Origin of the sequence: Fictibacillus sp. NPDC058756, assembly GCF_042746035.1 — a bacterium.
In the GTDB taxonomy this organism is placed as follows: domain Bacteria; phylum Bacillota; class Bacilli; order Bacillales; family Fictibacillaceae; genus Fictibacillus.
Genome location: NZ_JBHYPU010000001.1, coordinates 2,646,030 through 2,665,113 on the forward strand (window position 1 = coordinate 2,646,030; position 19,084 = coordinate 2,665,113).

Sequence of the window (19,084 nt, forward strand, 5' to 3'; positions counted from 1 at the left end):
CTAATACATAAAAAAGCAAATTAGTTCGTTGGTACTATTCCCTAATTTTCAGCCATGGAACTAGCACCTGTTTAAATATGGCCGGATATAATGATTTTGTTCGATCTAATTTACCAAAAAGGAGCGCGGTTCAATGGATGTAAGAAATATGCAGGAACAATGCCGAAAACATATAGGCAGCCATATGTTGCTTGAAACCACTGATGGACGAACGATTGATGGCATCATAGAAAGTACGGATGACCAAGGCGTAACAATGATGGTCGCCGAAGAGATGAATAGTGTAGATCGAGAGTATATTTTTACTGGTGACGATTATGATGATGACGATTACAGGCGTAGACCAAGGTTTCGAAGATTTCGCCGAAGAAGGTTTCCATTTCCTTTTATAAGAAGAATATTTTATTATCCATATTACTATCCGTATTATCCATATTACTATCCTCCAGGTTACGCTCCTCCGTATGTCTATCCATATACTTATTAAGTGACAAAAAAAGCTTGGATCTCTAATTTAGAGACCAAGCTTTTTTAATGTGTTCATGAGTATCATGTTCCACAAAACGTTCTGTAAGGTCCTTCCGTTTCAGGTGGCAGTTTGCAGTACTCATCTTGATTTGGTGAGTAATCATATGGATTTGTTAAAGCACTAAGCAGTTTCTCCATCACACTGTAATCTCCATTTTGTACCGCAGCTTCTAATGCTTCTTCTACACGGTGGTTTCGTGGAATCACTGCTGGGTTGCTTTTTTGCATCAACTCCTTGGAAGACTCTTTAGTTTCTGTCTGTCTTTCTAGTCTTTCTTGCCACTTTTTATACCACTCATCAAAATCAGGAGAATTAAAGAGTTTTGAATCCTCTTTTTTATCAAGAGTGAGCGAACGGAAAGTATTCGTATAGTCTGCTGAATGATCTTTCATCAGATTGAGAAGTTCTTTTATTAATGCTTCATCTTCTTTTTCTTCATTAAACAGACCAAGCTTTGCTCTCATGCCTGACATCCATTTGCTGTTGAATTGATCGCCATAATCGGATAACGCCTCTTGAGCGAGTTCCACTGCTTTCTTTTGATCATCATGGAACAGCGGCAATAGTGTTTCAGCAAACCGTGCCAGATTCCATCCACCGATACTCGGCTGATTGCCATATGCATACCGGCCCTGGACATCTATGGAACTGAACACGGTAGCCGGATCGTACGTATCCATGAACGCGCATGGACCATAATCGATCGTTTCCCCGCTGATCGTCATGTTATCAGTGTTCATTACTCCGTGAATAAAACCGGCGAGTTGCCACTTCGCGATGAGTGATGCTTGACGTTTAACCACTTCTTTATAAAAACTGAAATATGGATTTTCGTCGTCTTTTACATGTGGATAATGTCGGTCGATCGCATAGTTAGCGAGAGCTTGAAGTTCGTCTACACTGCCCCATTGACGCGCGAACTCGAATGTTCCAACACGCAGATGACTGGAAGCAACGCGAGTCATAATCGCACCAGGCAGATTCGTCTCACGGATAACTGGTTCACCCGTTGTTACAACAGCAAGACTGCGAGTAGTCGGGATGTCGAGTCCATGCATAGCTTCACTGATAATATATTCACGCAGCATCGGTCCGAGTGCCGCACGACCATCTCCTCCACGAGAATAAGGTGTTCTCCCAGATCCTTTTAGCTGGATTTCGAAACGATCACCTTTTGGCGTGATCTGCTCACCGACCATGAGTGCACGTCCGTCTCCAAGCATCGTAAAGTTGCCGAACTGATGGCCGGCGTATGCTTGGGCAAGTGACGAACCTCCTTCTGGAACTTTATTGCCCGCGAATACGTTAAGGGCATCTTCACCTTGAAGTGACTCAACATCCAGTCCTAACTCTTTTGCAAGAGTTTCATTCAAAACCACTAGTTTAGGTGCTTCAACAGGGTTCGGATTGATTGTTGAATAAAACTTTTCAGGCAGACTTGCATAACTGTTTTCTAGGTTCCATCCTGATTCTTTTGTCATGATGTCTCCTTTCCTTACTTCTATTTTTTGAAGAATAATCAATACTTATCTATCTCCACAATAACACAACACAGATTCACTTGAATCTCATTCTGCCTCACCATTATTCCCTTTTCACCGCAAATAAATAAACGCCCGATGAAATGCGGGCGTTGTGAAATAAAGTAAATATACAGGTTAACGATGGGACGGCCAGGACCCTTGCATTTTTCTGATTTGAATAATCTGACCTGTATGATAGGCGTCGTGAAGGAAGATATCCAGCAGCTTACCTTCAAGTTGTTCAATCTCTTTTTCGGGAGTTTTAATCAGCAGCTGTCGTAAATTGTTATAAACATCCTCAGCACGTTTAACTATCTTTTTCCACTCTGCATCATCATTAGACTGTTCAGTTAGAGAGAAGGTTTGATCACCATCGAGATTATTTGCCCAATCTATCCCCTGCATGTTGGACACAAGTCTCTCTTTGTAATAAATGAGATGATTCACGTTCTCCCAGATTGTTTTAGTTGCCTCTCCCGCGGGTCTCCAGGTGGCTTGTTCTGCCGTAATCCCTTCGATCGCGTGTTTTAGCGGAGCATACCAACTCTCCTTTTCATACGTTGAATCGAGTACGTTTAAAAGCAAGTCCATTCGTCCCTTTGTCGTCTCTTCTTTTAGCATTTTTACGCCTCCTAAATGCTTGGTTTGTGTGATACGTTTACCTTTCGTGTTTGGATGATTTTTTCCTTTAAAATTTTTAGGTTTAATGTACTGACACACTTTTTATTGAATATAAATAGAATTGGAGCTTTGTGTTTTATGGAGGGGAGGGGCAGGAGATGGTGAATAAACCGCGGCAGCTGCTACGGGGGGACACGATTGGGATTGTTACGTTAGGAAGCCCTTTGGATGCCAATACGATTAATCAAGGGATTAATACGTTAAGAAATATGGGATTCCAAGTGATTGTGGGTGATCATGTATATGCCTCTAACGGTTTTCTGGCTGGGACACCTGAGCAGCAGGCCGCGGATTTGATGTCCATGTTTGAAAATCCCCAAGTAAAAATGATCTTGCCAACAAGAGGCGGAGTGGGTGTAGCCAGCATTCTTCCATACTTGGACTTTCCCCTAATCAGCAAAAACCCTAAATTGATTTCGGGTTATAGCGACATTACGATCCTGCTGAATGTTCTTTACCAATATGCGAATCTCGTTACCTTTCATAGCTTGATGCTTCTCGATTTCAAACCGGATACTCCGCCCTATAACTATAACCAGTTCTTCAATGCCACTACACGTTTGACAGCACCTTGGCCGATTAATAATCCTCCCGAAATTCAGCTTGTCAGTAAAATTCCTGGCGATGTAACCGGTCCAATCGTTGGCGGTAACCTCACTTCATTTGTAGGCACGTTAGGAACTCCTTATGAGATTGATACAAAAGGGAAGATTTTGTTTCTTGAAGATACTCATGAACCGGTAAATACGATTTTTCGATACATTAATCACCTAAGGTTAGCTGGAAAGTTTAATGATTGCATCGGAATTATTATGGGAGAATGCACGAATTGTGAACCTGCGTATGGGAAAACATTTGAAAATGTGATTGATGAACATATAGTTCCGCTAGGCAAACCACTAATGACGAACCTGGCAAGCGGACACGGGTATTATAAAGCTGCAGTACCTTTCGGGGTAAACGTGAACATGAATTCGACCAACCGGACGATTACTGTGATGGAACCTACTGTGATTGTTTAAGTTTTTTTGACCACAAAATGGTGAGGAATTATAAATGGTTGTTGAGGACTCATAGCAGTTCTAATATTCAATAAAAAATGCACTCCTCCATCAAAGGAAAAGTGCATCTTATTTTCTGCGCGCTATTTTTGAGGAATGTTACAGCCATCGTCATCACAGCTAACCCCGTCTTGTTCGTTTAGAGAAGTGACTTCATCCTCTGCGATGATTTTTTTCAACGCGTTTACAAACACATCCGTCGGCTGTGCACCAGTAAGGGCGTATTTCTTATTGATCAAAAAGAATGGTACACCTGTAATCCCATACTGCTGACCTGTTTGTTGATCAGCCCGAACGGCGTCTGTCATCTCATCACTTGCGAGCATCTTCTCTACTTCTTCCCGGTTCAATCCGACGTCAGCTGCAAGCTCAGCTAATGTTTCATGATCTCCAATGTGTTTGGATTCTGTGAAGTAAGCAAGAAGGATGCGATCTGTCATCTTCTGCATCAAGCCGTGATTTTTGGCAAGCATCGTTACACGGTGAGCATCAAACGTGTTGGTTAAGATTAGGGTCTCAAAGTTAAAATCTACCCCAGCTTCTTTCCCCATCTTTGTCATGTTCTCCGTATTCGCTTTTGCTGTCTCTATACTCATGCCATATTTTTTAGCGAGTTTTTCGTACATATTATCTTTGACATCGCGTTCCATCGTCGGATCCAACTCAAAGCATCGATACGTCACTTCGATCGGATGGTCAATCTGCTTAATAGCGTCCTCCAGACGCTTTTTGCCAATATAGCAGAATGGTCAAGCGAAGTCAGTCCACATTTCAATATACATAAACAATCCCTCCAATTGGTGTTTTCATCTTCAACTTTAGTATAGAAGGAATTTTGGGATTTTACACGTGATGTGATTCTGGACAAAAAATACGGTGTAGGGTAGGGGTCTGACCCCTACCCTACACCGTATTTTTAAAGTACTGTCTCGTAAACTATATGGTAACTTCCTTATTCTTCATCACCCGGCTGGTCACCATCACGGCGATGAATGAAACTGCGAGTATCCAGACTAAAGCAACAAACGGATATAGAACCGGTATTCCAAATAGATTGATCGTGTTGAAGTGGTGAAACAAAAATTCCACTTTCATGATATAAAGAAATGAGAAACTGAACACATCGTCTAACCAGGATGGAAGATTCATTGATTCAACAAACCAGTAAGGCAACGCGAAGATAACACCATTGATAATAAAAGAAATAAAAGAGTTCTTACATAGAGATGAGACCAAGATGATCACCAATGCAAAACTGAATGCTGCGAGCAAGTGGAACCCTAATTGAATAAGATGGAACTCTATTAATGTAAAACTATAGTTTGAAAAGAAATAAGTGTGCATATTCTGAATCGGACTCGCCCATCCGTCATGTCCATATCTAATTCCATTCCATATTAAGTTAAAGATCTCGGTAATCAGTACGATGGTGCTAGCGTAAATGAGCGCCGCCATGATTTTAGACCACAACAAACTCTCTCTTCCTTTACTGGAGCTGAGAATATAACGGTCCACACGAGAGCTGTATTCTTGGGTATAAGTCATTGAAAGTCCGATCAAAAGCATTGCTCCGGTAATCATGAGAGCATAAGTACTCGCATAATCTACGGTTTCTCTCGGTCCCTTATTATAAGAAAAATAAGACAGATCTACTTTTTGTATCATCGATTTCTCAAGCTCGGTGTTGTAATTATTGTTTTGCTGAATCTCTTTGTACCTGCTCTTCAGCCTTCCTTCTGAATTTTTTATAAAGGCAATCATTTCATAGATTCCAGATTGGGTCTGTTCTTGATCTGTAAACATGTGGCCCTCATGCCCGCCTCCTGCTCTTTGATCCAGCACTTTCATCAGATTCTGGTATTCTTTTTCAGCAAGTTCAGCTTTTTCTTTTGTAATTGGACCTTCCCAATCCTTATACAGCTGCCTTTCCAATTCTGTACTGTGATTGAATGTGAATCCCGTTGAAAATAGCAGCAATATGAAAAGCGTGATATAAACCGTTTTTTGCTTAAAAATCTTATAGAGTTCAAATAACACGAGCTGCTTCACGCCGTTTCCTCCTCATCAAAGTAATATAAATACAAGTCTTCGAGATTTGGAATGTCGTTTTCAGCGTTAGGCTCGGGCTGTTCATCACTCAGGATACGCAGCTGAAATTGATCTTCAAAACGGGCGATGTTCCCTACCTTGTATTCTGATTGGTACCTCGGAATCTCATTCTCGTTCGTCACGAGCGTCCACACTTTGTCTTCGATCCCTTTTAACAAAGACTGAGGTGTTTCTTTTTTCACGAGCTGGCCTTCCTTTAAAATAAGTACTTCTTTCGCAATAAACTCAATATCTGAAACAATATGTGTAGAAAGAAGAACAATTCGATTGGTTGAGATCTTAGACAAAAGATTTCTGAATCGGATTCTTTCCTTTGGATCCAGACCTGCCGTCGGTTCATCTACGATTAAAATCTGCGGATCGTTCAATAACGCCTGTGCAATCCCGATACGGCGCTTCATTCCACCGGAGAATCCGCCTATCTTTTTACGGTGATGGTCTGATAACCCTACTAACTCTAATACTTCCTCTACTTTTTCATTTGTTTCATCTTTCGGCAGCCCTTTTAAAGCAGCGATGTATTTCAGGAATTTTTCTGCTGTAAAGTTTTTATAATAGCCGACATGCTGAGGCAGATAGCCGATCAGCTCCCTGTACCTCTCATTCATGTCCGCGATATCTTGCCCATTCAAGAGCACACGGCCGGAACTTGGTTTCATCACGCTCGCCAGTATACGCATCAGCGTCGTCTTGCCAGACCCGTTTGCCCCAAGAATTCCATAAACGCCTGTTGTAAGTTCCAGATTGATATCATTTAGCGCACTTTTATCCTTGAAAGTCTTAGTTATGTTCTCAATGGTTAACTTCATATAACACACCTCTTTTATAAATGTGGACGGCCTTAAACAACGAAAGAATCAACGCTATGGCACTTGCGGTTACATAAAGCTCTGCTGGCAGTGACTCTAATTTTTCAATGATTCGCGGCTGGCTTAAGTATCCGCTGACAGTCAGCCATATTACCATGCCTGCCGTTATGGCATAAATCTGCCGGTACCTGCTCACAAAAAGCAATGAAAGTGCAGATATGAATGTAAACGGTGTGATCCAAAATAGAAGCATTTTAGAAATCAAAACCTCTTGATGAAACATCCCTAGACTTACGGTGATTAAAAGGTTAACAACGAGGTTAAACCCGCCGACAACGAGCATCTTTGAGAGCATAATTTCCTGAAGGTTATATTTATAAGACATTTCCAGTTCTGCCATCCCGGTATTCCTGCTCTTCAACACTTCGATTAAACCCATAATCGTTGTGATAGGCGCGAACATCATGATCATCGCATATGGATCTACTTGCATGAGAAGTACACCAGATAATGCAGCGGCGATTAATAATCCGTTAGCGATCCAGAACAGCGAACTCATATAGAAAACTTCTTGATACGCTTGCTTCGTAATGGCAGTCAATCCTCTAAGAGCTGCTCTCCACTTATTTTTCCGGACCGGAACATACGGTTTCATCGCATCGATCGTCATCATGATCCGCTCTTCCCCCGGATATTCCACATCGTACTCATCTAACAAACTGCCAATCTCCTGTTCCAAGTCTTCTATCTGATAATCCACATTTTCATCACAAGTATGGTGTAGTTTTCTGTTCTTCATCTTCAACACCTCGCTTTAAGAGTTTGGCTAGCTTGCCTAGCCCTTGATGCAATCTTGATTTAACTGTCGAGACATTCGTTTCCGTCACATCCGCTATTTCTTTAATTTTCATGTGGTGAAAATACTTTAGGAGGACTGCTTCCCGCTGATGTTCCGGAAGTGTGCTAACCGCTGTTTTCACTTGTTCTCGTATTTCTTTCCGTTCAAATATGTAAGGCACATAACTTTGATCGCACACAAGCGCTTCATTTAATTCCGCTTGCTTTGATGTCTGTTTATAGTCGGAGCTTCTCCAATAATCCCTGCAGTGGTTGACCGCGATCGTATACAGCCAGCTTGAAAACTTCCCCTTATTGGAATACGACTGAATTCTTTGTATCACTTTTATAAAAATTTCCTGAGTCAGATCATACGCCGTTTCTTTGTTTCCGACTTTTCGGTAAACATAGGCGAAAATCTGCTTATAATATTTTCGTGTCAGGACCTCCATGGCCGCTTGGCTTCCGGCTAGGATCTCTTTAACGAGCTGTTCATCTTCAGGCATTTTCATCACCTCATTCATTAAGACGGGATATATTTCAAAAAGATTTAAATTTATAAAAAAAGAGCTGTTTTATACACTGTTTTATACAGCTCATCAGTTGTCGTTTATGTATTCATTTACAATTATTTCAAAATATGACACTTAGTACAATGACTGATTTGACTACAGACCCTTTCCCACTCCTGCCTTTACACCCAATCCAGTAACTCGGGACAGGCAAATTCCATATTTTAATATGAGGAAATCGAGAAGAGATTTTTACGTAAACTTGCGATTAATCTTAACTCGTTATTAATAGTACAAACAATTCAAGGAGGTGTTCTTATTGGATAATAAACACCAATGGAATCTGGATGGCTTAAGCACGGGTGACTTTCAGGTCAGTGGCGGTAACCCGCATCATCCACAAGATCCGCGTGAACAAGATCCCCGTATTTTCATCGGTACCTGTGTTGGCGTTTGTGTAATCGGTATCTGTTTTAACTTTTGCGGAGGTTGTGGCGGATGCTTCGGGTGCGGCGGATGTGCTGTACGTTGCGGTGGATGTGGCGGATGTGGCGGATGCGCTGGTCGTTGTGGCGGACGTTGTGGTGGACATTGTGGTGGACATTGTGGTGGACATTAATCACATCGTGAGACAGGATAATATGCTGCTTTAATTAATAAAAAGGACTTGAAGCTGACTCAAAGGTACATCAAATGGCCTTTGATGTCAGCTTTTTTATATTTGGTTATTTTTTCTGGTTGGAACTGTCATTCTAAAGTGCACATGGGCATGACTGGGCGGCAGTCTTGGGTGAAACAGGCACTAGTTGGAGTGAAACGACGCGCACAGTAAAACCCGATCATCGTAAAAGAAGTTTGCTCCTCCATACAAACTTTTTTAAATACATAATGGACAAGAGGTATCCATATTAATAGATGATGAGCTTTTCGTGGAGGAGTGGTCGTATGAACAAAGTAAATCCTTCTATGTGTTTAAAGGTGAAAAAAGATCTCTTTATTTATCCAGAACCGAATAAGGGGGTCTATCTCAGGAACAATGGCACCTCTGTACGGATGGAAGGAAGCACGATAGAAAAGTGGCTTGAGAAGTTAATCCCCATGATGGATGGAAGTTTGACGCTCGGCGAAATAACAAACGGTTTACCGGAGCCCTATGAGAAGCAAGTGTACAAGATTTCTGACGTATTATTTGATAATGGTTTTGTAAGTGATGTCAGCCAGGATCTTCCCCACAATCTTTCCGAGTCTATACTTAAAAAATACGCTTCACAGATTGAATACATCAATCATTTAAAAGACTCTGGCGCATATCGGTTTCAAAAGTACCGTGACACAAAGGTAGCTGTGCTGAGTTCTGGTTCCCTTCTTTACTCTCTTGTCCAATCACTGATCGATTCAGGTCTTCCTGCGTTCAGCATTTTTGCTGCTCAAGAAACCGATGAAAAAAGACTTCACAAGATGATTGCGAAAGCAAAGGCGACAGATCCGGATACCTTAATTTCCATCACACCATTAGAGAAAAACTGTGAAAACTTGCAGCCGTTCGACTATATCATCTACGGTTCAGAAGGAAATGATTTGGATCAACTACGTGCGATACAAAAATTTTGCAAGAAACAAGGCAAGACATTTCTACCTGTTACGATTGAGAAAAATGCAGCTTTCGCGGGACCAATAGTTACTGCAGAATCCAATGCTTGCTGGGAATCCGCATATCGCCGGCTGCATCAAACGCAAGAAACAATAAGCTACTCATCTTCTTCAACCGCTGATTCCTTGTTAGCGAACGTGGCGGTTTTTGAACTTTTTAAAACGGTTACCGGTGTTCTGGAAAACAAAATAGATAGCCCGATCTACAGACTTAACTTAGAAACACTCGAGGGGAGCTGGCACCCTGTTATTCCTCATCCTCATGTGACGGAAAACATAAAAGCAGTGCCTATTCCAGACCCGCTGCTGCACATGTTAGACGGGAACTACCCACAAAAAGATTTCCAATCGGTGTTTTATCAGATCACTTCAAGAGAAACCGGTATTTTTCATACGTGGGAAGAAGAAGATTTGCTGCAGCTTCCTTTATCTCAATGCAAAGTTACACTATCGGATCCTCGCACAGAGATTGTCTGTTCAGGACTTACGCATGATGAAGCAAGAACAGACGCAGGTCTTTCAGGGATTGAAACATATGTGAAAGGCTTATACCGGGATGCCTCTCTCTCATTGACCGCTGGTGCTGGTCAAACGGCTGTGGAAGGTTTGTGCAGAGCCTTGCAGAACAGTCTTCATGATGCATTTGTGAAGTCAAAAGAATATGCTGCTTTATCTAAAATGGACGTTAGCAGTATACATGATGAGCGATGCCGCTTTTTTCTCCAGTCACTGTCTGCGTTTTGTCCTGAAACAAAAGTTTATAGCGGTGTTAAAGTGTTCGGTTTTCCTGTCGTCTGGGTGCATGCCAATGAGCACTGGTACGGAAGTGCAGGTTTGAATAATAAGATGGCTTTAGAGAGAGCATTAAAAACGGCTTTGATAGACACGCAAAATAATGAAGAACTGTTTAACCCTTATGGGGTTAAGGTCGATTCCATTCCATGTGAAACGCAATTACAGGTCATTTCCCTGGATGAACAGTCCCTTCACGAAACATTTGCGTCAGCACTTCAAACACTAGAAAAAAATAACGTGCGGGCACAGATCTTCTTGTTGCAAGCCGAAACCATCCTTAATGAACATACAGCCGGAATATTCGGTGTCACATTGTGCGAGGAGGAACAGTCATGAAACACTCCATCGCTATTATTGGAAACGGGAAGTTAGCTGACTATGTATCTATGAATTTACGTGAAACCTATCAAATTACACGCTGGGCTTCTGTAGAAGAAGCCGTTCCAAATAAAGAAAATTTGGCATTGGTACTTCACGACTCGTGGGATCCGGCTGAACATTTAAAAACTGAAGAAGTATTCGGTTCGAGAGGTATCCCATGGCTCCGGGCATACTTTTCCTTTGGCGAAGCGATTATCGGTCCGCTTGTTGTGCCTGATGAACCTGGCTGTTCTCAGTGTGCCGACTTTCGGCATTTTATGACGGGACCAGACAGACGAGAACATTTTCAGATTAAAGAATACAAGCTGAATGCGATTGAGAGCTTACGAGATCCGTGGGCCACTAATCTCGGAATCTCTCAAACTGCTGCTCTCATTCAAGGTGAGATTCATTCTTTTTTAAATGGAGAAAAAGCACATACAGTGAATCACGTCCTCTTGCTGCACTTGAACACGTTCAGGCTTTCTCGCCATTTCTTTTTACCTGACCCGTACTGTTCAGTTTGCGGCGGCTTGCCGGAGGATACAGCGGATTTTGCAAAAATTACTTTGAAGCGAAGCCCAAAAACTTCAATGGAAAGTTACCGGTGCCGCTCAATCGAGGAACTCCAGAAAGTACTTAGCAAAGACTACTTGGACAGCCGGACGGGTGTATTAAATTATAAACGATATGATTACCTGTCCCCTTTTGCAGATACCGTTGTCAATCTTCCATTATTGTCGGGTAACGAATTGAACGCAGGACGCACCCATTCTTATGCACAGAGTGAGCTCTCCGGTATTTTAGAGGGACTCGAGAGATATTGCGGATATGCGCCGAGAGGTAAACGAACTACGGTGTATGAACCGTATTCAAAGGTAGAGAAGTATGCGCTGGATCCTGAATCAATCGGCGTTCATACGAAGGAACAATATGAGAGACCTCATTTTCCGTTTAAGCCGCTGGACAGAGATCACCCCGTTCATTGGGTTTGGGGTTATTCGCTATCAGAGGACCGGCCGATTCTAGTTCCTGAGACGTTCGCATATTACAGCTTAGGCGGCGGAGAAGGGTTTGTGTACGAAACATCGAACGGCTGTGCAGTTGGCGGCAGTTTGGAGGAAGCGATTTTATACGGAATCTTCGAGATCGTTGAGCGGGATGCGTTTCTAATGGCATGGTACGGGCAGCTTCCTATTCCCCGCCTGGATAGCAAAACGATCGATGACACTGAACTGCAGCTCATGCTCCACCGCCTCCAAAGTATAACGGGGTATGAAATTCATCTGTTTAATTCTACGACAGAGAATGGCATTCCAAGCATTTGGGCGATTGCCAAGAATACGAAGGATGATGGATTGAATCTGCTATGTGCAGCAGGTGCCCACCTCGATCCGATTCGAGCCGTAAAAGGAGCCGTTCAAGAACTCTCCGGCATGCTGCTAAACATGGATGATGTGTTTGTAAAGAACCGCAAAAAATATGAAAAGATGCTTCGCGACTCGTATCTTGTCCGCCAAATGGAAGATCATTCGATGCTGTACGGTTTAAAGGAAGCGGAGAAACGGATGTTCTTCCTGCTCGATAAACGAATGAATAGAAATTTTAAAGACGAATTTCAGCCAGTCCGTCAAACAGCTGATTTGTTGGATGATTTAAACGGAGTCTTAGAAACGTTTAAAAAATTGAATCTAGAAGTCATTGTTGTAGATCAAACAGGGCCTGAACTGAAACGAAACGGGCTGCACTGTGTAAAAGTTGTGATACCTGGAATGCTGCCAATGACATTCGGTCACCACTTGACTCGGCTAAAAGGACTTGATCGCGTTCTGACTGTGCCGGCAAAACTTGGGTATGTGAAACAGCCTCTCACATATGAAGAGCTTAATCCTTATCCTCATCCATTTCCATAAGTTAGCCAAGGGGGAACCGTTATGAACCTCGATGAATTTTTATATAAACTTCATTTCGAGACAGACAAGATAACACCCCCTGATTGGGAGGTGAACTGGGATGACGCTCCTCTTCCCTATAAACTATATCGTGGCTTGCCTGTTATCACTTTAGATTCAGATATTCCGGATGTACTTGAACAAACGGCGAAACCAACTTTAAAAGACATCGGTCACTTTCTTTGGTATAGTTTTGGACTTACTCAAGTCAGCGAGTCGTTCCCTTTTCCTACCCAAACAGACTCATGGACAGCATGCAGGCGATTTGTCCCATCCGGCGGAGCGCTGTATCCAAGTGAACTTTACTTGTATTTAAAAATTGAAGATGTGGCTGCTGGAATCTATCATTATGATGTCGCGCACCATTGTTTAGTTTGTTTGCGGGAAGGTAATTTTGATGATTATTTAAGGCTGGCACTCGGTAACCGCTGTGATGTCTCTTCTTCTTTTGGAGCTGTTTTTATCTCAACTTTCTTTTGGAAGAACTTTTTCAAATATCATAACTTCTCCTACCGGCTTCAAGGTTTGGATGCTGGATTTGTGATCGGTCAGCTGCTTGAAGTCGGGCGGCGGCTCGGTTTTAAATCAGGTGTATATTATCAGTTCTTGGATCGTGCCATTAATCATCTGATTGGAATCCACGATCATGAAGAAAGTGTATATGCCGTGATTCCTCTTTCTGTTGATAAAAAAATGACCTGGTTTCGTGATGAAGCGCAAGATTCGGTATCTGCAGAAAAATTATGCTCTGAACTAAAACCGCTCCATCATCAGCATTACGTCCGGTCGAAGGAAATAAGAGAATATCCGATGCTGCTTAAGATGAATGAAGCATGCATGATGGATTCTTTTGCTTCTCTAATCACAATAAAAAAGACCCAGCATGAAGAACGAGGAAACCCGGTTATCAGGCTTCCTTCTGTAGATCGGTTATCTTACAAGTTCTCAACTGCATGCCGTAGCCGCTACTCACCTGGGCTGGATTTCGTCTTGAAACCGATCAGCCTGAACACATTGTCTGCACTATTTTTTGAAACCATTTCTGCGAGTTCCTACCGAAATGATCTTGATCAATTTCTTCAGCAGATTCCTTACAGGGTATCTCTTACTCTTAGTTCATATAACATTGATGGTTTATCAAACGCCTTATACGCCTACGATGGTTCAGCGCATGTATTGAGAGGTATAGCTGAAGGAGATTTTCGCAACGCACTTCAAAACGGACTGTTAGCCGACTTTGTTAATACGGCACAAATTCCTCTATCCGTGAACATTGTTGGAAATCAGGATCATTATCGAAATGCCTATGGATTTAGAGGGCATCGGATTCAGCATATGGAAACGGGTATTCTCTCTCATTCTTTGCTACTGGCCGCTTCGGCATTAAAGTTAGGCGGGCATCCCATACTAGGATTTAATGTACCTTGGTATGATGAGCTTTTTCAACTGAATCAAAGTGGAAGAACCAGTCTGCTTCATATACCAATCGGGCATTATCGGCCAAATCCGAGATTGCAAGGAAGTTTGCACAATTAAAAAAAGCCTGAGATCATTTTCTCAGGCTACTTAACGTCTATCTTTCTGACTGGACTATGATCATCTATGCTGATCAAAAAGAATCGGATTCCCATCAGGATCTTCTACTATAAAACTTGCTGGTCCTTCGCTGTTTTCATCTGCTTCTGTCAGCATTTTTACGCCTTTAGCTTTAAGCTCCTTTTGAAGATCTCGAACGTCTGTAAAGGAATCGAGATTTTCGGCATTTTCATTCCAACCCGGATTGAATGTGAGAATGTTTTTTTCAAACATGCCTTGAAAAAGACCAATTACACAGCTTTCATTCTTTAAAATCAGCCAATTTTGTTCGATGTTTCCTCCAAGAGCTGTAAATCCTATTTTCTCGTAAAACTCTTTTGAAGCATGAATATCTTTTACCGTTAAACTTACAGAGAATGCACCTAGTTTCATATTTCCTCCTCTTAACCCTTGTTAATTTCTTACATCAAGTATAAACAAAATAATTTCATCTCCCAAAGAATTCTTCACTATTTATCTTTTTTGACGTTTCTTCACATATAATCCAATGAAAACAATGAATAGCACGAACAACACAATATAAATCACTTTCGAATAAACATCCATGTAATGTGCGATAACATCCCACGATTCACCGAAATAAGCTCCCAGGTTTACGAGTACCACGTTCCATATCAGGGTTCCAAGAGTAGTAAGGGCAAGGAACACACCCATGTTCATGTTTGACATTCCTGCAGGGATAGAGATCAAACTCCGGACGAGCGGAACAAACCGGCAAAAGAATACCGTCCAAGGACCATAACGGTCAAACCAGGCATCTGCTTTATGAATATCGTTTTTCGTTAGACGCAGAATATGTCCCCAGCGATCAATGATCTTCTCCATTCTTTCAACATCCAGCTGTCGGCCGATTCCGTAAAGCACTAAAGCACCTAGGACAGAACCCGCAGTTGCCGATAGGACAACTCCTAGAATATTCAGGTTTGAGGTTTGTGTCATAAAACCTCCAAACGTTAAAATGATCTCCGACGGTATGGGCGGAAATATATTCTCCAGCGCAATCAGCAATAATATGCCAACATAGCCGAATTCGTTCATAATACTAGTTAACCAGTTTTCCATCGTAAACTCCTTTAATTCAAACTAAGTTGTGCACTTTTTAATAGGTTCTATACAAGTACGTCTATTTTTTAAAAAAGTTTCTATTAAATTAATGGTTCGACAACGACAATTTTCGAAAACAGCCTTTAAATTTAAATGTATATTGAAGAGTATATAGCATTGTTATTGGAAACTTTTCCCCAAAGTTGATTTCCAAAATCATAATGCCACCATTCTTCGTGATAGTTAGTAAAACCTACAGACGTAAGTGTGTGATATAACAGTCTTCTATTATGTAAACACTCTTTCTCAAAACTATTTAATTTATTATCGCTTTGCCTGACTTCATAGTATCTCGTTGAAGCTTTATTAGATAAATCATCAAAATCTGTTCCCATATTAAGTAGTTTACCTTTTTCATCTACAATAGATAAATCCACTGAACCACCTGTTAAATGTGGAGAAGGTTTTAATACATCAGTAGATGGTAATGCTACATATTTCTGTGTCAAAGTTATTAACTCTTCTTCGTTGGTATTTGGATGTTTCGAAGTTAATACTTTCTTAAAATCATTAAATAATGACTGTTGTACTTCTACTGGTCTCCAAGTATCCCAAATAATAAATTTATAACCGATGGGAAGTTTTAATGATGCTTGCTCTAACATATGAGCAATAGATTCACGAACATAGCATTCATTTATAGCACCCTGTATTCCATTTAAATAATACATAGGCTTTACTATAAAACTACTACTTTGACTTAGCGGTACTAATTTTTCACTACTTATTTCTATCTTTATATCTTTCCAACCGTCGATTCGTTTGATATCTGGTATATATAAATATTCTTTGTTATTCATCATTCTCATCCCTTATCGATAAAAAAGTAAATAACTTTATTCCACAATCCTGCTCGTTTACTCAATAATTTAAATTCAATAGAATAGGTGTTAATCCTTCATATATTAACACACCCTATCCGTGAAATGATGTTCAAGGGAAATTATCGGAGGTTAAAAGTTTTTTTCGGAAGGAGTAAGCAGGAGTCTCACACTTTGCACTTTGATCGCTTACCATTGGTTAGAAAATTGCTTAAAAATAAAAAAAGAGGCACCCTCTACCACTAAGGAAATGCCTTTTTATGGTAACTCATTTATCGTTCTTAAAGTAATGAACTGGACGAATTTCGATGCGCCAGCCAAAATCTTCTCCCCTGCTCACTTGTGTTGTCGGATGAAGAGATGCCAACTGGATCGCTTCATCCATGTCCTCAGCTTCGAAAAGGAAGATACTGCCGATTAGCTCTTTCGTTTCTGTAAAAGGACCATCTGTAACTGATAACTTACCATTCACACGACGTAAGCTTTTTGTCTCTAGCTCCAGACCGGCATCGATTAACACCTTTCCGCTGTCATAAAATTTCTCGAGGTGTGGCTGGCATTCACTCATAATTGCCTCAATCTCTGCATTTGGGCGAGCATCCATTTTTTCAGGGATTAAATAACCCATACATAAAAATATCACATTCATCTCTCCTAGATTACTGGAATTTTTGTATCTATTAATACGACGATCAGTAAATTGAATCGACAAAACTTTAATATTTTTTTATTCCATACAAATTTTAGCCTGTCTCAATAGGAATTTCTGTTCCTGTACATTTTGTGTTAACGAAGCAGCACGCTGGAATTCTTCAAATGCTTCCCGCTTTCTCCCTAGCTTTAGGAGAAAATTACCCTTTACGCTCGGAAGCAAATGATAGTTTTTCAACGCCGGATTCAAAAGTAGAGAATCAACAATCTCCAACCCTTCCTCTATCCCATATGCCATCGAAATAGCAACCGCACGATTCAATTCTACTATGGGAGAAGGTGCGACCTGGGCAAGGGCATCGTATAGGGCGGAAATTTCCTGCCAATCCGTTTCCGATGCTGTGCGTGCCCTGGCGTGACAAGCAGCTATAGATGCTTGCAGTGAGTAAGGACCATTGGTACCACCAATTTGCTCAACCCGCTTAAGCGCCGAAAAGCCACGGTGAATCAAAAGATCATCCCACAGTACCCGATTCTGATCCTGGAGCAAAATAGGTTCTCCCATGGGACCAATACGCGCTTTGAAACGTGATGCCTGGATTTCCATAAGGGCAATCAAACCATGCACTTCCGGTTCCTCAGGGAGTATTTCCGCCAAAATCCGACCAAGACGTATGGCTTCATTACACAGTGTTGGACGAATCCAGTTCTCACCGCCGTTTGCAACATATCCTTCATTAAACATGAGATAGATCACTTCTAGGACTGATGACATACGGAGTGAAAGCTCAACTCCATGAGGAACTTCAAAAGGTACCTTAGAAGCAGAAAGTGTACGCTTTGCTCTGACGATACGTTGTGCTATGGTTGATTCCGGCATAAGAAAAGCTCGCGCAATTTCGTCTGTCTTTAATCCACATAACAGCTTAAGTGTTAAAGCGACTCTTGCTTCCCTGGAGAGAACCGGATGGCAAGTAGTGAAGATGAGACGCAGGAGATCGTCATTGATCTCCTCTTCAATTGAATCATAGTCAGTTTTTATTTTAAGTTCCATATTTCGCCCGATTTCCTCATACTTTAGATCACGTAATTTGTTTTGACGCAGAAAATCAATCGCTCGACGTTTGGCAACAGTCATAAGCCATGCTCCCGGTTTTTCCGGTATGCCTGACTCCGGCCATTTTTCAAGTGCAATGGCCAATGCATCTTGGGCTAAATCTTCTGCAATACTGACATCTTGAACAATTCGGGCAACACCTGCAATGATCCTGACTGATTCGACTGTCCAGACCCCTTCAATGGTACGATGGGTTCCATATTTCTTCACTACTTTGATTTCTCACGTAATTCAACTTCTTTTGCCAATATTTCGGTAAGCTCCGGCGCCTCAAAAACTTGACGCAATTCAATCTGACCTTCCCCATGTCCTTGCGGGTCCGGCATCCGCATCGCCCATTCAATGGCTTCTTCCCTTGACTTCACATCAATCAAAATGAACCCGGCTATCAATTCTTTCGTTTCAGTAAATGGGCCATCTGTCACCACCGGCTTTGCCCCTGGTTTTGGATACGAAATACGAATCCCATTTGAACTTGGATGAAGTCCTTTAGCCGCAACTCGCACACCTGCCTTAACTAAGTCCTCATTGTACTTTCTCATGGCTTCATTGAGCTCGAAGTTCGGGCGATTTCCAGCTTCCGAATTTTTCGAGGCTTTGACAATCAACATAAACAACATAAATCTTCCTCCTTAATTTTAGTTAATTTCTTATTAGAAGACCTTACATACTCGGCCTCTGTATAAATACAACGAACAAGAAAAAGCAAAATCGACAACAATCATAAAAAATCTTTTCTATATTATCTATAATAGAAATATGGGCACGAAATTTATTTAATCCAAATAGATAAGCTGTTATTTAACAGAAAAGCTTATACAAATCATGGTGACAACATTTAGACGTTTTTTTATAAGATTTGTACTGAAATTCGGATAGCAATACAATGTTTCACTTTTATGATAAATACTCAAACATCTTATTTTAGAAAAACTCCTTGTTAGTTTAATAAATACAATAAAAAAGTGCAGATCTCC

At 41.3% G+C, this 19,084-nt stretch carries 19 protein-coding genes; 6 read left to right on the plus strand and 13 right to left on the minus strand.

The window, feature by feature from the left end; translation table 11 throughout:
* Positions 1-133: 133 nt before the first annotated feature.
* Positions 134-487 carry a hypothetical protein gene (locus ACFW35_RS13530; RefSeq protein WP_379846425.1) on the plus strand — a complete coding sequence of 118 codons (354 nt, stop codon included), beginning with the start codon at positions 134-136 and terminating at the stop codon, positions 485-487.
* Between the two features lie 62 nt (positions 488-549).
* Here ACFW35_RS13530 and ACFW35_RS13535 read toward each other — a convergent pair whose 3' ends face one another.
* Positions 550-2,010: a protein adenylyltransferase SelO gene (locus ACFW35_RS13535; RefSeq protein ID WP_379846427.1), complete on the minus strand. Its 1,461-nt coding sequence runs from the start codon at positions 2,008-2,010 to the stop codon at positions 550-552.
* Positions 2,011-2,187: 177 nt separating this feature from the next.
* Complete coding sequence (locus tag ACFW35_RS13540) at positions 2,188-2,673, minus strand: DinB family protein (protein WP_379846428.1); 486 nt, start codon at positions 2,671-2,673, stop codon at positions 2,188-2,190.
* 158 nt (positions 2,674-2,831) lie between these two features.
* On the opposite strand from ACFW35_RS13540, the gene ACFW35_RS13545 reads away from it, so the two are divergent.
* Positions 2,832-3,755 carry a S66 peptidase family protein gene (locus ACFW35_RS13545; protein ID WP_379846430.1) on the plus strand — a complete coding sequence of 308 codons (924 nt, stop codon included), beginning with the start codon at positions 2,832-2,834 and terminating at the stop codon, positions 3,753-3,755.
* A 122-nt stretch (positions 3,756-3,877) separates the two neighbouring features.
* Here ACFW35_RS13545 and ACFW35_RS13550 read toward each other — a convergent pair whose 3' ends face one another.
* The 5 genes from ACFW35_RS13550 to ACFW35_RS13570 form a co-directional block, all read right to left on the minus strand.
* Entirely contained in the window at positions 3,878-4,531 is a 654-nt protein-coding gene (locus ACFW35_RS13550; RefSeq protein WP_379847501.1) for a DsbA family oxidoreductase, read from the minus strand.
* 199 nt (positions 4,532-4,730) lie between these two features.
* Entirely contained in the window at positions 4,731-5,843 is a 1,113-nt protein-coding gene (locus tag ACFW35_RS13555; protein ID WP_379846431.1) for a hypothetical protein, read from the minus strand.
* Entirely contained in the window at positions 5,840-6,712 is an 873-nt protein-coding gene (locus ACFW35_RS13560) for an ABC transporter ATP-binding protein (RefSeq protein ID WP_379846433.1), read from the minus strand. The genes ACFW35_RS13555 and ACFW35_RS13560 overlap by 4 nt, the downstream gene beginning before the upstream one ends.
* Positions 6,696-7,511, minus strand: coding sequence for a hypothetical protein (locus tag ACFW35_RS13565; protein ID WP_379846435.1), 816 nt, complete (start codon positions 7,509-7,511; stop codon positions 6,696-6,698). Before ACFW35_RS13565 ends, ACFW35_RS13560 begins: the two co-directional genes overlap by 17 nt.
* Positions 7,480-8,055 carry an RNA polymerase sigma factor gene (locus tag ACFW35_RS13570; protein WP_379846437.1) on the minus strand — a complete coding sequence of 192 codons (576 nt, stop codon included), beginning with the start codon at positions 8,053-8,055 and terminating at the stop codon, positions 7,480-7,482. The genes ACFW35_RS13565 and ACFW35_RS13570 overlap by 32 nt, the downstream gene beginning before the upstream one ends.
* 497 nt (positions 8,056-8,552) lie before the next feature.
* Here ACFW35_RS13570 and ACFW35_RS13575 point away from each other — a divergent pair, with 497 nt between their 5' ends.
* From ACFW35_RS13575 to ACFW35_RS13590, 4 genes are all read left to right on the plus strand, one after another.
* Positions 8,553-8,714, plus strand: a complete 162-nt coding sequence (locus ACFW35_RS13575) for a hypothetical protein (RefSeq protein WP_379846439.1) — start codon at positions 8,553-8,555, stop codon at positions 8,712-8,714.
* Positions 8,715-9,006: 292 nt separating this feature from the next.
* Positions 9,007-10,842 carry a bacteriocin maturation protein gene (locus ACFW35_RS13580; RefSeq protein ID WP_379846440.1) on the plus strand — a complete coding sequence of 612 codons (1,836 nt, stop codon included), beginning with the start codon at positions 9,007-9,009 and terminating at the stop codon, positions 10,840-10,842.
* The gene (locus ACFW35_RS13585) at positions 10,839-12,779 is read left to right on the plus strand and encodes a TOMM precursor leader peptide-binding protein (protein ID WP_379846442.1); all 1,941 of its coding nucleotides are present in this window, start codon (positions 10,839-10,841) and stop codon (positions 12,777-12,779) included. Before ACFW35_RS13580 ends, ACFW35_RS13585 begins: the two co-directional genes overlap by 4 nt.
* A gap of 21 nt (positions 12,780-12,800) precedes the next feature.
* Positions 12,801-14,354, plus strand: a complete 1,554-nt coding sequence (locus ACFW35_RS13590) for a SagB family peptide dehydrogenase (RefSeq protein ID WP_379846444.1) — start codon at positions 12,801-12,803, stop codon at positions 14,352-14,354.
* 60 nt (positions 14,355-14,414) lie between these two features.
* On the opposite strand, the gene ACFW35_RS13595 is transcribed toward ACFW35_RS13590, so the two are convergent.
* The 6 genes from ACFW35_RS13595 to ACFW35_RS13620 all read right to left on the minus strand — a co-directional run bounded on the left by ACFW35_RS13595 (position 14,415) and on the right by ACFW35_RS13620 (position 18,727).
* Positions 14,415-14,786: a VOC family protein gene (locus tag ACFW35_RS13595; protein ID WP_379846445.1), complete on the minus strand. Its 372-nt coding sequence runs from the start codon at positions 14,784-14,786 to the stop codon at positions 14,415-14,417.
* An 81-nt stretch (positions 14,787-14,867) separates the two neighbouring features.
* Positions 14,868-15,476: a DedA family protein gene (locus ACFW35_RS13600; protein ID WP_379846447.1), complete on the minus strand. Its 609-nt coding sequence runs from the start codon at positions 15,474-15,476 to the stop codon at positions 14,868-14,870.
* Between the two features lie 131 nt (positions 15,477-15,607).
* Positions 15,608-16,318 carry a M15 family metallopeptidase gene (locus tag ACFW35_RS13605; protein WP_379846449.1) on the minus strand — a complete coding sequence of 237 codons (711 nt, stop codon included), beginning with the start codon at positions 16,316-16,318 and terminating at the stop codon, positions 15,608-15,610.
* Positions 16,319-16,607: 289 nt separating this feature from the next.
* A complete protein-coding gene (locus ACFW35_RS13610) occupies positions 16,608-16,988 on the minus strand; it encodes a YciI family protein (RefSeq protein ID WP_379846450.1) in 381 nt (126 codons plus the stop codon).
* 78 nt (positions 16,989-17,066) lie between these two features.
* Positions 17,067-18,317, minus strand: coding sequence for an RNA polymerase sigma factor (locus ACFW35_RS13615; RefSeq protein WP_379846452.1), 1,251 nt, complete (start codon positions 18,315-18,317; stop codon positions 17,067-17,069).
* Entirely contained in the window at positions 18,317-18,727 is a 411-nt protein-coding gene (locus ACFW35_RS13620) for a YciI family protein (RefSeq protein WP_379846453.1), read from the minus strand. The genes ACFW35_RS13615 and ACFW35_RS13620 overlap by 1 nt, the downstream gene beginning before the upstream one ends.
* Between the last annotated feature and the right edge of the window lie 357 nt (positions 18,728-19,084).